This is a genomic window from Thiomicrorhabdus sp. zzn3, assembly GCF_029767755.1.
GTDB lineage: Bacteria > Pseudomonadota > Gammaproteobacteria > Thiomicrospirales > Thiomicrospiraceae > Thiomicrorhabdus.
This window is the reverse complement of the sequence record NZ_JARUQS010000001.1, coordinates 282,992-295,756: the sequence shown is the minus strand read 5'-3', so window position 1 is coordinate 295,756 and position 12,765 is coordinate 282,992. Positions and strand designations below refer to the sequence as shown.

12 protein-coding genes are annotated in these 12,765 nt (G+C 51.5%); 4 read left to right on the top strand and 8 right to left on the bottom strand.

Annotated elements, in window-relative coordinates; genetic code table 11:
- The first annotated feature begins 5 nt into the window (after positions 1–5).
- Genes QCB44_RS01300 through QCB44_RS01285 form a run of 4 tightly spaced genes read left to right on the top strand, consistent with a single transcriptional unit; the run spans position 6 to position 3,523 of the window.
- Positions 6–653 (top strand): SCP2 sterol-binding domain-containing protein, encoded by a 648-nt coding sequence (locus tag QCB44_RS01300; protein WP_279407481.1) that lies wholly within the window; start codon positions 6–8, stop codon positions 651–653.
- A gap of 28 nt (positions 654–681) precedes the next feature.
- Positions 682–2,295: a ubiquinone biosynthesis regulatory protein kinase UbiB gene (ubiB, locus tag QCB44_RS01295; protein ID WP_279407480.1), complete on the top strand. Its 1,614-nt coding sequence runs from the start codon at positions 682–684 to the stop codon at positions 2,293–2,295.
- Between the two features lie 37 nt (positions 2,296–2,332).
- The gene (locus QCB44_RS01290; RefSeq protein ID WP_279407479.1) at positions 2,333–2,983 is read left to right on the top strand and encodes a hypothetical protein; all 651 of its coding nucleotides are present in this window, start codon (positions 2,333–2,335) and stop codon (positions 2,981–2,983) included.
- Between the two features lie 18 nt (positions 2,984–3,001).
- A complete protein-coding gene (locus QCB44_RS01285) occupies positions 3,002–3,523 on the top strand; it encodes a thioredoxin fold domain-containing protein (RefSeq protein WP_279407477.1) in 522 nt (173 codons plus the stop codon).
- Positions 3,524–3,597: 74 nt separating this feature from the next.
- Here the strand turns inward: QCB44_RS01285 and QCB44_RS01280 are convergent, their stop codons facing one another.
- The 8 genes from QCB44_RS01280 to gspJ form a co-directional block, all read right to left on the bottom strand.
- Entirely contained in the window at positions 3,598–5,610 is a 2,013-nt protein-coding gene (locus tag QCB44_RS01280) for a cache domain-containing protein (RefSeq protein ID WP_279407476.1), read from the bottom strand.
- Between the two features lie 289 nt (positions 5,611–5,899).
- The gene (locus QCB44_RS01275) at positions 5,900–6,463 is read right to left on the bottom strand and encodes a hypothetical protein (RefSeq protein ID WP_279407475.1); all 564 of its coding nucleotides are present in this window, start codon (positions 6,461–6,463) and stop codon (positions 5,900–5,902) included.
- A 42-nt stretch (positions 6,464–6,505) separates the two neighbouring features.
- Positions 6,506–8,443 (bottom strand): S8 family serine peptidase, encoded by a 1,938-nt coding sequence (locus QCB44_RS01270; protein WP_279407474.1) that lies wholly within the window; start codon positions 8,441–8,443, stop codon positions 6,506–6,508.
- A gap of 37 nt (positions 8,444–8,480) precedes the next feature.
- A complete protein-coding gene (gene gspN / locus QCB44_RS01265) occupies positions 8,481–9,272 on the bottom strand; it encodes a type II secretion system protein N (protein WP_279407472.1) in 792 nt (263 codons plus the stop codon).
- Between the two features lies 1 nt (position 9,273).
- Positions 9,274–9,762 carry a type II secretion system protein GspM gene (gene gspM / locus QCB44_RS01260; RefSeq protein WP_279407471.1) on the bottom strand — a complete coding sequence of 163 codons (489 nt, stop codon included), beginning with the start codon at positions 9,760–9,762 and terminating at the stop codon, positions 9,274–9,276.
- Entirely contained in the window at positions 9,746–11,056 is a 1,311-nt protein-coding gene (gspL, locus tag QCB44_RS01255; protein ID WP_279407469.1) for a type II secretion system protein GspL, read from the bottom strand. The genes gspM and gspL overlap by 17 nt, the downstream gene beginning before the upstream one ends.
- Positions 11,037–12,068, bottom strand: coding sequence for a type II secretion system minor pseudopilin GspK (gene gspK / locus QCB44_RS01250; RefSeq protein ID WP_279407468.1), 1,032 nt, complete (start codon positions 12,066–12,068; stop codon positions 11,037–11,039). The genes gspL and gspK overlap by 20 nt, the downstream gene beginning before the upstream one ends.
- The gene (gene gspJ / locus QCB44_RS01245) at positions 12,065–12,763 is read right to left on the bottom strand and encodes a type II secretion system minor pseudopilin GspJ (RefSeq protein WP_279407466.1); all 699 of its coding nucleotides are present in this window, start codon (positions 12,761–12,763) and stop codon (positions 12,065–12,067) included. Before gspJ ends, gspK begins: the two co-directional genes overlap by 4 nt.
- Between the last annotated feature and the right edge of the window lie 2 nt (positions 12,764–12,765).

Here is a 12,765-nt window from a genome sequence, read left to right as displayed (position 1 = left end):
TGGTCATGCCAAACCCACAGAATGCCAATTCACAACACGCAACAGGCCTGATGAGTTTAACCGCAGCCAAACTGCTGGAAACTCTGCTGAACGAAGCGATCCGCCTGGATGCACAGCACGGCGCAGCCTTTAAGGCGCTGCCGGAATGCGCGATTCAACTGCACCTGAAAGACGTACAAGTGAATTTTTACCTAGTGTGCACCGATTACGGTATCAGCGTGCAAAACGCCCTCAAGGGCGAAGCGGACGCCTGCATTCAAACCGAACTGGCGGAACTGGTCGCTCTGCACCGTACGGGGCAACTGAACAATGCCCAGCTTTCCGGCGATGACGCACTGGCAACACAATTTATCCAGGCGCTCGCCAATTTGGACATTGACTGGGAAGAGCATCTTTCCCACTACACGGGAGACCTCATCGCATTTAAAGTCGGCCAGGCGGCGCGCTCCTTCGCTCACGCCAAAGAAACGGCCAAACAGCAAGCGGCAGACACCCTCAAAGAGTATCTGCAGTTTGAATTGAACGCTCTGCCGACCAAAGACCAGGTTATGCGCTTTACGGACGAGGTGAACCGGTTGCAGGAACAGACGGACGCGATTGCCGAACGCATTGAGCAACTCTTAAACAAGCGCCCGCACAAAGCGGATGCCTAAATTGAATTTTTAAAACAGAACGACGCGAATGACACTTCTCAAACCACTGCTCCGCATCATCAAAATTAACCGCGTACTCACCTACTACCGTATCGACCAACTGGTACTGGCACACACCAAATACGCCTGGCTGCTGCTGCTCAACCAACTTCTACCCTGGAACTGGCGCAGCAAATCCCAAGCGGAACGCGGCGAACGCATCCGCCTCGCCCTGGAAGAACTCGGACCGATCTTTATCAAGCTCGGGCAGGCGCTTTCCACTCGTAAGGACTTGCTCCCGCAAGACATCTCGGTGGAACTGACCAAACTGCAAGATGACTGCCCGCCGTTTGACGAAGCCCACTCCAAACAGATTATTGAACAGGCGCTAAAACAGCCGGTAGAAGAGGCGTTTGCCAGCTTCGACCCGGTCCCGATGGCCTCGGCTTCGATCGCCCAAGTTCACGCCGCCACCCTGCACAGCGGCACCGACGTGGTGGTCAAGGTGGTGCGCCCGGACATCAAACCGGTCATCGAGCAAGATGTCGCCATCATGTTCTCGTTGGCCAAACTGCTGGAAGCGGCGGTTAAGGAATCACGACGCCTGCATCCGGTTGAAGTGGTCGCCGAATTCGAAAAAACCATTCTCGACGAACTCGACATGATGCGCGAAGCCGCCAATGCCGCCCAGCTGCGCCGCAACTTTGAGGACTCGGAGCTGCTCTATGTCCCGGAAATCTTCTGGTCGCACACCAACGATAACGTCATGACCATGGAACGCATTTATGGCATCCGCATTTCCGAAACCGAAAAGCTGGTGGAAGTCGGCGTCGATTTGAAAGACCTGTCCGCCAAGGGGGTAGTGATCTTCTTCACTCAGGTATTCAAGCACAATTTCTTCCACGCCGACATGCATCCGGGCAATATCTTTGTCTTGCCGGACGGCCGTTATGCCGCAATCGACTTCGGCATTATGGGAACCCTCACCCCTGAGGATCAGCGCTACCTGGCGGAAAACTTCCTCGCTTTCTTTAACCGTGACTACCTGCGCGTTTCCGAGCTGCACATCGAATCGGAATGGGTGCCGCGCGATACCCGTGTCAATGAGCTGGAATCCGCGATCCGCTCGGTGTGCGAACCGATCTGGGATCGCCCGCTTAAAGAGATCTCTTTCGGTTTGTTCCTGATGCGCTTGTTCCAAACGGCACGGCGCTTTGGCATGGAAGTGCAGCCACAACTGGTGCTTTTGCAAAAAACCTTACTCAACATTGAAGGCTTAGGTCGTCAATTGGACGATGAATTGGATCTTTGGGATACCGCCAAGCCTTTCCTGGAAGAGTGGATGCAGGAACGGGTCGGGCCAAAGAGCTTGATCAAGAACATCAAAGCCAACCTGCCTTACTGGATTGAACAGGCCCCACAAATTCCAGGGTTACTCCATCATTCGCTGAATAAAATCGCGCATAATGGATTACAGGTGCAGTCGGAACAGGTGCAGTTACTGCAACAGGAAATTCAAACGCAAAACCGCCAACAGCGTCAACGCGCTCTGGGGTTTGCCATCCTGTTACTCGGGCTGTTTATGCCTTATGAAATCGCCTACTTGTTCTGGGTGCAAAGCGGACTGCTGGTTGCCGGCGGTTATCTACTGATCAAAAAATAGCATTCGTTCCAATCCCTGTCGGTTGAAAGGAGAAACCGTGAATAAAAACTGGATAACCTTGAGTTTAGCGTTGTGTTCCGCTTTATTGCTCAGCGCTTGCGCAAGCAATCCCTATCCGCTCAACATGACCGAGGAACAGTGGAACAAACTGACTCCGGACGAACGTAAAACACTGCTCCTTAAACAGCAAGAATATCAAGAGCAACAGCGCCTGGAACGCATTAAGGCCAACGCCAAACGCGACGAACAGCAAATGGCGCTCAAACTCAAAGAACAAGAACGTCTGAATCGTCTCTATTCCAACCCCGGAAACGGCAATGTATTGATGGTCAATCTTTTGAGCGGTGAATATCGATCCCATAAAAAAAGCTATCAACTGCAACCCTACACGACACTGATCGCTCGCGGTGAAACCAAAGAAATTGAGCTCGTTATGCGTGACAACAAACAGTACACGCGTACTGAACGTGCTTGGCTGCAATACAATCCGCAAGGAACCGGGATTTACCTCTACCTCTCTTATCCCAGCGACTACAACCATGATCGCATCACCCTGTTGCGCAATGCCGACTGGATCTGCGGCAGCCAACATAAGAGTGGCTTCCAATTCTCTAAATACGAAGCACTCAACCATCTTCGCATCTATATTGAAGAACAGGGATCGCAGTGTTATCGCAGACACCGCTAACCCGGTCAGGAGCCCTTTATGAAATTCATACGCACAATTTTAGTTACCTTAACGCTGCTTTTTAGCGCTCCCGCCTTTAGTGGGGAAATTCTGCCGCTGGCAGTCGACCTGCAGAAAACCGGGAAGGTTGCGGCCAAGCACAATGTGCCGGTAGTGATCTTCTTCACCGCCACCTGGTGCAACTACTGCAAAAAGCTGGAAGAAAATATCATTAACCCGTTGCTGGAAACCACCGACATCGAACGTTATGCTCAGTTCACTCAAGTCGTCATGGACAAGGCGCACTGGATGATGAAAGATTTTGACGGCCGTGATCTGGAAATGAAAACGTTCGCGCCTAAACTGGGGGTTCAAGTCGCGCCGACCACACTGGTGTTTAACGCCCAAGGCGAGCAGATTGCGGAGCCGATTATCGGTTTAACCCTGGAAGAACATTACCCGGGCAATTTGGAAAAACGCATCAATCAGGCGCTGGAAAAGCTGGGCAACCCTAAACGCCTGGATCTATACCAACTGGTTGAAGAAAGCGACGGACGTTAACCCATCAAAGCTTCAAAGCTGAACAGGCCTGTTCAGCTTTGAAGTCGCCGCAACCATGCACGCGCGAATCGTCGTTACATTCCGGTAAAGACCAGCGCGATCACATCATTGTCGTAGCCATCGCCATTTTTGTATTCGCGATACCCTTCTGAAACCTTGTAACCGATCAGAGCGGGCTGACCGTTCCACTCCCAGAACACGGTATCCGTTTCACCGTTTTCAGCGTTAAGAACCTCTTTTGGCACGTCGATGCGCTCCCCGATTTTAATCGTTGGCGACGTGGTCGCAATCACGTTCCCTTCACGGTCGATAAATGCGCTGCAAGTCGCCTCATTGAGCGCCTGATTGGTGTATTTGGGTTCCGAATCGCGTAACATCGCATCGAATTCAGGCTCGCTATCGAACACCAGAGCGATCCCCCCCACATTTCTTTGCGGGTTTTCCCAGTCTTTGACGGCGGCATGATAGAGATAAGTGTAACGATCGTCGTACAGCTCGGTTTTATGGAAGTCCGAAACCACATAAGCTTGCGTATCATTAAGCGACATACAGCGTGAAGAATCATGCGGTCTGGGCAACACCGTGCCCACCAAATGACTTTCGCGCGGATTGGACACCGCCATCACCCGTCCATTGCGGTCGTAAAGCATGATATTGGTGTATACCGTATACAGTTTGTTAATGTACATCAGTATTTCCGTCAGCTTATCGGATTCGACTTCAGAAATCGTTTTTTCATTGTTATAACGGGTCAAAATCTGGCGGAAGGTGCTGTTCAACGCCCACCATCGGCAGTCATTGGCGCGCTCATACAGGTTGCGATCCATGATTTCGACCGCCAGGGTCGCACTGAAGGCCACCTTGCCTTGAATGGTCCTGACCAGAACATTATGAATGTGATGAATAAACCGGGTAAAAATTTCCTGTATATCGATACTGATGTTTTGGAAGTTATCCAAAACGGGTAAAAAAGCTTTCACATCGCGTTTTAATGAAGTGATCTTGCCGTTCAGGATCACGATCAAGAGCAACGTGCTCACCTTCAAATTCATCTCTTCCAACTGCGAAAGGTAGAGCGGTGAATTTTTAGGAATGGTCACATCCATCTCTTTGAGGTTTTTACGATCGGCAAAGGCGGTTTGATTGGGCACGGTCACATAACCATACCAAGGCAAGCCGTAGAAGCCTTGATACCCGGTGGTCTTGGTTGTGAAGTGCAAATTAGCGCCGATTCGTTCCGGCACTTCATACGATTTAGGGCGAATTTGCTGCTTGCCCAGCGGGTGCTGTTGCGGATCGTTGGATGCCAGAGTTTTGCCTTGGTCATCCAACAACATGATCGAATAGCCGTCCTGACCGTTGTTCAGCGTGTTAAAAAGTCGCTCCAATTCGTCTTCAATATTGAAGCTTAAACACAACACCCCCACAACCTGCGACTGCCCATCAATTTCAGCGAGGATTTTCTTGGCGTAAATCAGGCTTTTCTCTTTATTGGCAAACAAGTCGGAATATCGGTAAACCTCAACATACTCTTCATCCGTATTCGCGGTTTCGCGAATCAGCGGATCAACACTGTGAGTCGTCGGGTTCTGGGGATTCAATTTGGCACGGACATCGCCGGATGTCGACACGAGCAAGACATCGTCATAGACACTGTACTTGGCTACATACTCCTGGATACGGCGATAGATGAAATCCTGCTCTTCGTCAGACACCGACGACTTTGCCATAAACTCGACCAAATCGTCATCTGTCGCCAAGAAACCGACGTCAGCGGTCCGTTCGAACAGGTTACGAATCAAAATATCAATCGCAGCCTGGGCTTTAAGGATGATTTCACTGTTAGCCTGGTTCAGATAGCGTCCGATCAATTCGGAGATCATGCGATCACGCAGCCCCTGAAATTCCTGCTGGGTATCGACGATCGAGTCGAGCAACTGGGAATCCATGTTTTCATTATTGATCTTCCCGACCATCGCAACCGTGGTCCACCACAGATCCTGATGCTGCAACTCTTCTACATACTTTTTCACCTCTGGCAGGTACTGAATATAATCCTTAAGTGATTCCGATTGATTCTGATGCATGGCCACTCGTTTGCTCGATATTGATTAACTTTGTTAACAATTGTTGATGTTTGTTTAAATATATAACACATTACATGCCAAGATACCTTTTACCTTTCAAAATAAACAATTAACGCGAAACGATGAAATTCTCTCTCACGAAAGAAGGAAAAACGCATCAATACAGCACCAAAAACAGGAAAAAAAAGAGGCTTTGCACCAAATTTATTGTGTCGTTCGCTAGTGCAAAATAGGAAAAAACGGGGAAAACCAGGAATAACCCAACGCTTTACGCATAGATATCAATACATTAGCGTAGGCGATAACGAGGCTCGGACAACAGTGGCGCCGCCACTTGAACATCTTTATCGCGATCCAAGGTTTCGAGCATCCGATCGTAGGAGGCTACCTCGCCGACGTCGAAAATCGCTGCGCTGCCGCTTGGCAGCAGAGTCAACAAACGAAAATGATATCGTTCAGCCATTTTTTCAATGTCTTGCTTGCGGTAGGTTTTGATCATAAAGCTGCTGGTGACGACCGCATGGCTTCCCGTCGATTGATTCAACAAAACCGGGGCAAAATCAAACCGACCTTGATCGGAAGGTTTGTGCAACAGGGCGCAGGTCTCTTTATCGAACCAGGCCTGCTGGGTTTGATAAACAAACCACCCTCCGTTTTGCTCCAGCAAGGTCAACTCGAACTCTTCCGGCATCTTATCCGGCGGGGTAAAACTCGCCACCCGATTTTCCTGAATCACATAAGCCGGACCCGCCATTTTGGCGACCAACTGGCACGCTTCGTTAAAAGCGTTTGCCGAAGGCAGCATAAACAGACTCAAACAAGCCAGCAGGCCTGAACAAATTGATTTTTTCATCGCGCTCTCACTTTGTTAAGATGCCAAAATATGGCTTACCCGTTAATGACCGTAGATTTTTAATGACCAAGCGGTCAGCTTGCCTTCCCCGGCATGATTGATGCGGTTAGAGGTTGATCCGTCCACATCGCGCACAACCAACTGCCAGTCACCTTGACTCGACTCACCATAAAACGCATGGGAAATCAGTTTCAAATCCCGCATATCGTAACCGGACTGATAAGCGTTGAATGGCGTCAATAATACGCTTTCGGTACCGCTGGGCGAACGCAAAATCACTTGATAATCGCTCATATCAATCTTATTTGCCGTACCGTCCTCAGGCACTCCGACGAGATCTTCAATACTCAAAACCAGCTCCACACTTTCAACGCTCAACGACTCGGCAAACGTCAATATTGCAGTTAAACCAGCAGTGCTGTTATCCGGAATGGCGGCATCGGCCGGCACGCTTCCCACCACTACATCACTTTCTTTAAACGCCGGTAGCGTTTCCCCGTTGCTTTTCCATTCCTCCGCCATCCGCAAGGCCTCCAGGGTATTCGGGGCCCCAAATCCATAATGATTGCTGTAGTGATACCCTGCCGCATTGCTCACCCAACCCGGTTCCAGTAGCACACTCTGACCGTCTATCGTCATGCTGTTCTCCGCCAGTTCCGGATCCAGCTGGCGCGCGGTCGTCGCCAAAATATGCTTGAGATCACGCCAAGTCAGATTGGGATTGGCTTCCAATAGCAAAGCTGCAATCCCGCTGATCACCGGTGCCGACGACGAACTGCCGTTAAACGCAGAAAAATAGTGACAGCTTTCATTTCCCAACCCGTCAACGCCGCTATTGAAATCGCTGCTGAGAGGCAAGCCATAATCGACCTGATCCTGACTGAAACCGTACCCGCAACCGCTCATATCCGTGGTCATCAGGGCGGGTGAATCGAGACCGTATTCGCCTCCCGGTCCAACCAACCATAAGGCCGAACCGGTATTGGAGTAACTGGAACGCTGATCATCGGCATTAAACGCCCCTACCACCATCTGATACGGAGTGACGTTTTCATTTTCCATATTGACGTTGTAGCAGGTCACCTGATGCTCGATGGCCTGGGCACACCAATTGGCGTCAAACACGACACCGCCATCATACTCATTGCCGCCGGCTTTGACATAAATCGCGCCCTTGCCGTCACGCAAGGTTTGTGTGCCCGCTTTAAGGCCCGCAATGATTTCCGGGGAATAAAGCGGGTTTTCATTGGTGCCCTGGTAAGGATTGCGCCCGTAACTCATATTGAAGACATCGACGCTTTCGCTATACAGTTCAGGAAAGTCTGTATTATTGATCACATCACCGTACCCCAACGCCGCCAGCTCCATGGTCAAATCAAAATTCGCATAGAGCAAGTTGAACCCCATCAACTCCGCGCTGGGCGCCACCCCCCAAATACCCAACTCGTTACCGCCACGCGCAGCGGCTAAACCGCTGACGGCGGTGCCGTGGTGTCCATCTGGGTTCTCTACGGTAAGCGGAGGAGTGGGATCATGCAGAGGCTTGCCATTGCTGTCGGCATAAAAATTATAGGAAGCGTTTTCGAGCACATTGGCAGCCAGATCTTCATGCGCGATTTCGAGGCTGTTATCGATAATCGCCAAACGCACGCCATTGCCACTATAGCCTTGAGCATAGGCTGTGGGCGAGTCGGCCAACGTATCGAAAACACGGATGTCGGCATAGGTACCTTCACTGTTAAGCGTTCCGCCGTCACCGGAAACCGTCAAGGCGCTTTGACCATAGTTGTATAGATACCATTGATGTTCAATCAAGGGGTCGTTGATGCTTTCAATCAAGACATCCGGAACGGGTTCCGGAGCGGGGACCGGGTCAGCGGTACTGGAAGAGCCGCCACCACCGCAACCATTCAGCGCCAGCAAAGCCACAAGCCATGCCTGTTTAAGCCGCTCTTTTTTTATCACTGAACGCTTCACCATGTTACACCCCCTTTCTGAGACGGGATCTTGATATCGGTTACCAACGGCCTTTTTGATTCAAAGTCGCCAATACCGGGCTGTTGCGGCGCATAAACAATTCCACCCAACTTGGCATTTTAGCCGCCTGATCGGCACGAATGGTGACTTGATGATTAAAGCTCTTAGGCGTCAACTTACTAGTCCCACCAATTTGCCAGCCATCTCCACCGCCGTTCAATTTTAAGCTCAAGGTTTGATCGATCAGCTCAGGTTCGATCTTTAACTTGGGAATCTGCACCCCCATCAGGTCAACACCGCTTAAATGAACATTTCCCTGAACCGACGTCGGCCAATTTTTATCCATCGCCCACTGCACATCGATCTGATCCAATGAAAGCTGTCCTTGCGCGCCGGAACGGCCGGCCAGAACACTGATTGATGGCGGCATCAATGGCATCAGCTCCTGCAAAGGCCATTGCCCTTCCAGCGCTTCAAGATGCATACTTTGCGGATTCAACAGGGACGTGGAGAGCGCCCAACGCGCACCACCCTGGGCCTGTTCCAGGCGCATCTGCGCTTTGAGCTTCAAACCTAAAAGCGACCCTGGACTTAATCCCCAATGCAAACGTCCCAGATCCTGATTATGTTGCTTCACGCTTAAATGCAATGTCCCCTGCCAAACTCGACCTTCGATTTCCGAGACCACCACATTCTTCGGCAAGTGGTCTAGCAATTGCGTCTGTTTTACAACCCATTGAGCGGGTAAGTGATAGAGCAATGAGATCAGCAATACCGCAAAAAACGAAACACTCCACCCGACCAGGCTTTTCTTATTTCCCCTTGCCGTCATTTCACTGCTGCGCCTCAAAACTCACCATCACTTCCACCATCCCCGTTCCCACAGGGACGATTTGCAGCTGCTGGCTGATTAAGCCCCGTTTCTCCATACCGGACAGCCAGCGAAACAAACGTGGCGCAGGAACCGATTTGAACGAGACCCTAATCGCCCGCTTGCTTGGAGTAATACTTTCCATAAAACCTTGCAAGTTTTCATCGCGCAAGGTTCTTTGAATGGTCGCCATCAGCTGAGACTGAGTTTCAAACTGTAACACCGCACCGCTACTGTGCTGGCGCGGATGCTTGATGACCTCTTCCCGCAGCCACTGCCATTCACCCTGGGCACGTTGAACCGATTGCTGGGCCGAGTGAGCGCGCTCATGCAAAGGCTGCCAAACCAGAACGTAAAAAAGCGTCACCAACAAAAAAACCGCCAAACCCAGCACCATTTTGCGTTCGCGTTCGGCCAGTTGTGACCAGGCCTGTTCAATCTGCGACCACATACAACACTCCTTCCGCCAATGTTTGCGAGACATTTTTCACTTTCAACTCGCTGCGTGAATACAGCTTTTGAACCCCTTGTGCCAGACTTTGCAGTTGACTGACTTGCGGCGCTTCAAGCTGAAAACTCAATTCTTGCGAAGTCGCTTTCCAGTCCAAACGTTTAATTTTTACTTGAGAGTAATTGGCAAAAAGCCCTTCGATCTTATGCACCATCTCCGCCGGACCGATCGCGCTGACTTGAGCAGCGTTTCCGCCAGCAAACCCGGATTTGGCCTGGGCCCGTAGATTCACAATTCGCTTCACCTCAGGAAAGCGCTGCTTAAACAAAGCTTGCGTTTGCATCTGATACGCCTCAGCCTGCTGCCGGTCGTGTTGCGCCTGCAGCGTCAATCCCAGCAGATAAACAACCACAAGTGCCGCCACTGACACCAATGGCCACCGCCAACGGCGCCACTCGCCCGACTGGCGCTGGCGCGGTGCAAACGGGCCGCTGCGCAAATTAAATTGCCCACAGACTTTTCTATCTTGGCCTTTGCGGCTGGCGTCGCAACTTTGCAGCAATTGAGTGGATTCGTAAAACTGCACGGAAACCGGCTGATGTTGATGAACCTGCAAGTTCTTCAGCTGTTCAAACCATTGCGGTGTGGCCGCAAAGCCGCTGAACGGCCCCGTGCGTACCACCCATCTCTGGGCGCTCTGTCGATAGACCGACCAGGCCTGCTGCGTTTTCTTTGCCTGGCTTTCAGCTTCCACACCCGCTTTGGCAACGCTTTCGCTGGACAGAGTATCTGTCTGCGGCACCGTCCATGGAAGCCGGAAACAGTCCGGAACCAACAAGGCATGATCCAAGCCGCTCTGTTGCAACTGCTCCACCCACAATTGCATTCTGTCTCTACTGATCACGGCGACGTCGGTTTCGCCCTCAACCGTACGATTTAACACGGCAAAATGCAGCGTCTCTACCGGATCGGACAATGACTCTTCAAATGCGTATGGCAGTGCGGCCATCCAGTCGGCACGTCGCTTGCCTGGCACCAACCCATGCAGAAGATTCATCTGCTCGCTCGGTACCCAAACTATGGCCACGCCGGCAAACGCTTTTTGCAATGCTTGCTTTTGCCCCTCATTCTGCTGCCATAAAGCCGCCTCTTGCAGTTGCCCCTCTCGGTCTGCAAACAACAAGTTGCCGCTCAAATCAAAGCAGACATGCTGCACATCGAATTCGGCCATTTCCGCCTTTTCCGACGATACCTGCGCGCTATTTGGTTTTTGTTCAGGGTGTTTCTGCAACACTTAACCACCTTTGTACTAACTGAACCGTTTTTTGGTCCGGGCGATAAAAAATCGCCGAGACACCTTGTTTCGATTCTCCGAAATCAATCCGTCCGGAGAGTAAAAAATATTCACTGCTGATGCTGATCAACCAGTCAGGGAACGCTTCGGCAACCGCTTCTGCTTCCATCCCCGTCTGCTGTTGAACAAACGTTCTGAACGTCTCGATACTTTCCGCCGGCTGCTGCTTGCGCCACTCTATCCAGGCCTGGGCGATCGACTCATTCATCCATTCGATCAAGCTCATCAACACGGTTTTGTCGGCCGTATTTACATTCACTGCGGTCACGGTCGGCAAGGTGGCGGCCGTCTGCTTCAACGCCAGCCAAACGTCGTATTCAATCTGCTGCAACCCTTGCAGGTTTTTCAGCTCTTCAAGCATCACCAGCGGCTGATTAGCCGCGCGGTAAGGCGGCTGCATCAGCAAATAGGAATCACTTTCCGCGCCCCCAGGAAGACGCTCTTCATCGGCATCAACCCAATCCGTCAGCACTTCTGCCGGCGGCGATTCCAAGCCGATCAGTTCAGCCCAGCGGTTAATCACCTCCTGCCAGCGCTGACGTTGCGCCTGATCACTGACCTGAACATTATTCAGATTTAAACGCCCTTGCAGATCCGTCAATTGGCCGGAAATCTCTCCGCCTTCAAACGGGATGCTGACCAACGGTTGCGCCCACATCTCCTGCAAGTGATCGTAGCGGTTATTTTGCGCATCCAGCTTCAAGCCTTCCTTGACCCAACCTTCCAGCCCCCAGGCCACCGCCAGTGATTGCGCCTGATGCAACATATGGGTGCTGCGGTTCAATGTCAGATGCTGCTGGTAAATCAGCTGGCCTGAAAGGATCGCCACCAGCGCCACAATCAATAACACCGTGAGCAAAGCAAATCCGCCCTGCTCCTTATTCAATTCCGAACAGGCCTGCGGGGAAGTCACATTCTCTTGTTCCGAGTGAACTAATGCTCGACCGTTCATGGTGTCGTCTCCGACGCGGCATCCGCTGCGGTTTCGGTCACCGCGCTTTCTGTGGACGCACCGCTTTGCGATGCAAACCCTTCCGTATCCACCCCCATAAACAAGCGCGTGATCTCTCCTAAGCCTTTCAGTTTGAGACGCACTTCGGTTAACTTGGGCAGCGCCGTCAACAATTGTTGTTCGCCCGGCCAGCTCTCCACGTAGACATTTTGGATATTCATCAACCGCAACTCAAACTCTTCCACCCCTTGCAGAATAGGTAAGCGTGTCGGCTGAGTGTCCGGGGCACGATCCAGAACCGGCCAAACCAAACGATACAAGATGTCGTCTTGCCACTGGTAAGCAACCCGGATCACGCCGCCACGCCCGTAAGGCGTGACAAACTCGGCGAGACGGCTGAACTCAACGCCTAGATCTTCCCGGTACTGAAAGGCCGGAAGTGTCCCTCCCAGACCATCCTGCACCGTACGCGGCGCCAATTGAATAAAGTCCTGCTCCATCCACCACATGGCACGTTGCAATTGATCCATGTCATCGGCATGCGCTTCGGTGCGGGTTTGCAAGGTCACGACACTGCTGACCGCCTGATAAGCGATGACTGCGATCACCGCGGAAACACTCAACGCAATCAACAATTCAATCAAGGTGAAGCCACGTTGTCGATGGTCTAAATGCTTGCCCTTATTCATACTCATCA

What these genes read in the sequence shown, in the direction of transcription:
- QCB44_RS01300 (WP_279407481.1), top strand. Translation starts at nt 6, where the DNA reads ATGCCAAACCCACAGAATGCCAATTCACAACACGCAACAGGCCTGATG.
- QCB44_RS01270 (WP_279407474.1), bottom strand. Translation starts at nt 8,443, where the DNA reads ATGGTGAAGCGTTCAGTGATAAAAAAAGAGCGGCTTAAACAGGCATGG.
- QCB44_RS01280 (WP_279407476.1), bottom strand. Translation starts at nt 5,610, where the DNA reads ATGCATCAGAATCAATCGGAATCACTTAAGGATTATATTCAGTACCTG.
- QCB44_RS01285 (WP_279407477.1), top strand. Translation starts at nt 3,002, where the DNA reads ATGAAATTCATACGCACAATTTTAGTTACCTTAACGCTGCTTTTTAGC.
- QCB44_RS01275 (WP_279407475.1), bottom strand. Translation starts at nt 6,463, where the DNA reads ATGAAAAAATCAATTTGTTCAGGCCTGCTGGCTTGTTTGAGTCTGTTT.
- ubiB (WP_279407480.1), top strand. Translation starts at nt 682, where the DNA reads ATGACACTTCTCAAACCACTGCTCCGCATCATCAAAATTAACCGCGTA.
- gspK (WP_279407468.1), bottom strand. Translation starts at nt 12,068, where the DNA reads ATGAACGGTCGAGCATTAGTTCACTCGGAACAAGAGAATGTGACTTCC.
- gspN (WP_279407472.1), bottom strand. Translation starts at nt 9,272, where the DNA reads ATGACGGCAAGGGGAAATAAGAAAAGCCTGGTCGGGTGGAGTGTTTCG.
- gspJ (WP_279407466.1), bottom strand. Translation starts at nt 12,763, where the DNA reads ATGAGTATGAATAAGGGCAAGCATTTAGACCATCGACAACGTGGCTTC.
- gspM (WP_279407471.1), bottom strand. Translation starts at nt 9,762, where the DNA reads ATGTGGTCGCAGATTGAACAGGCCTGGTCACAACTGGCCGAACGCGAA.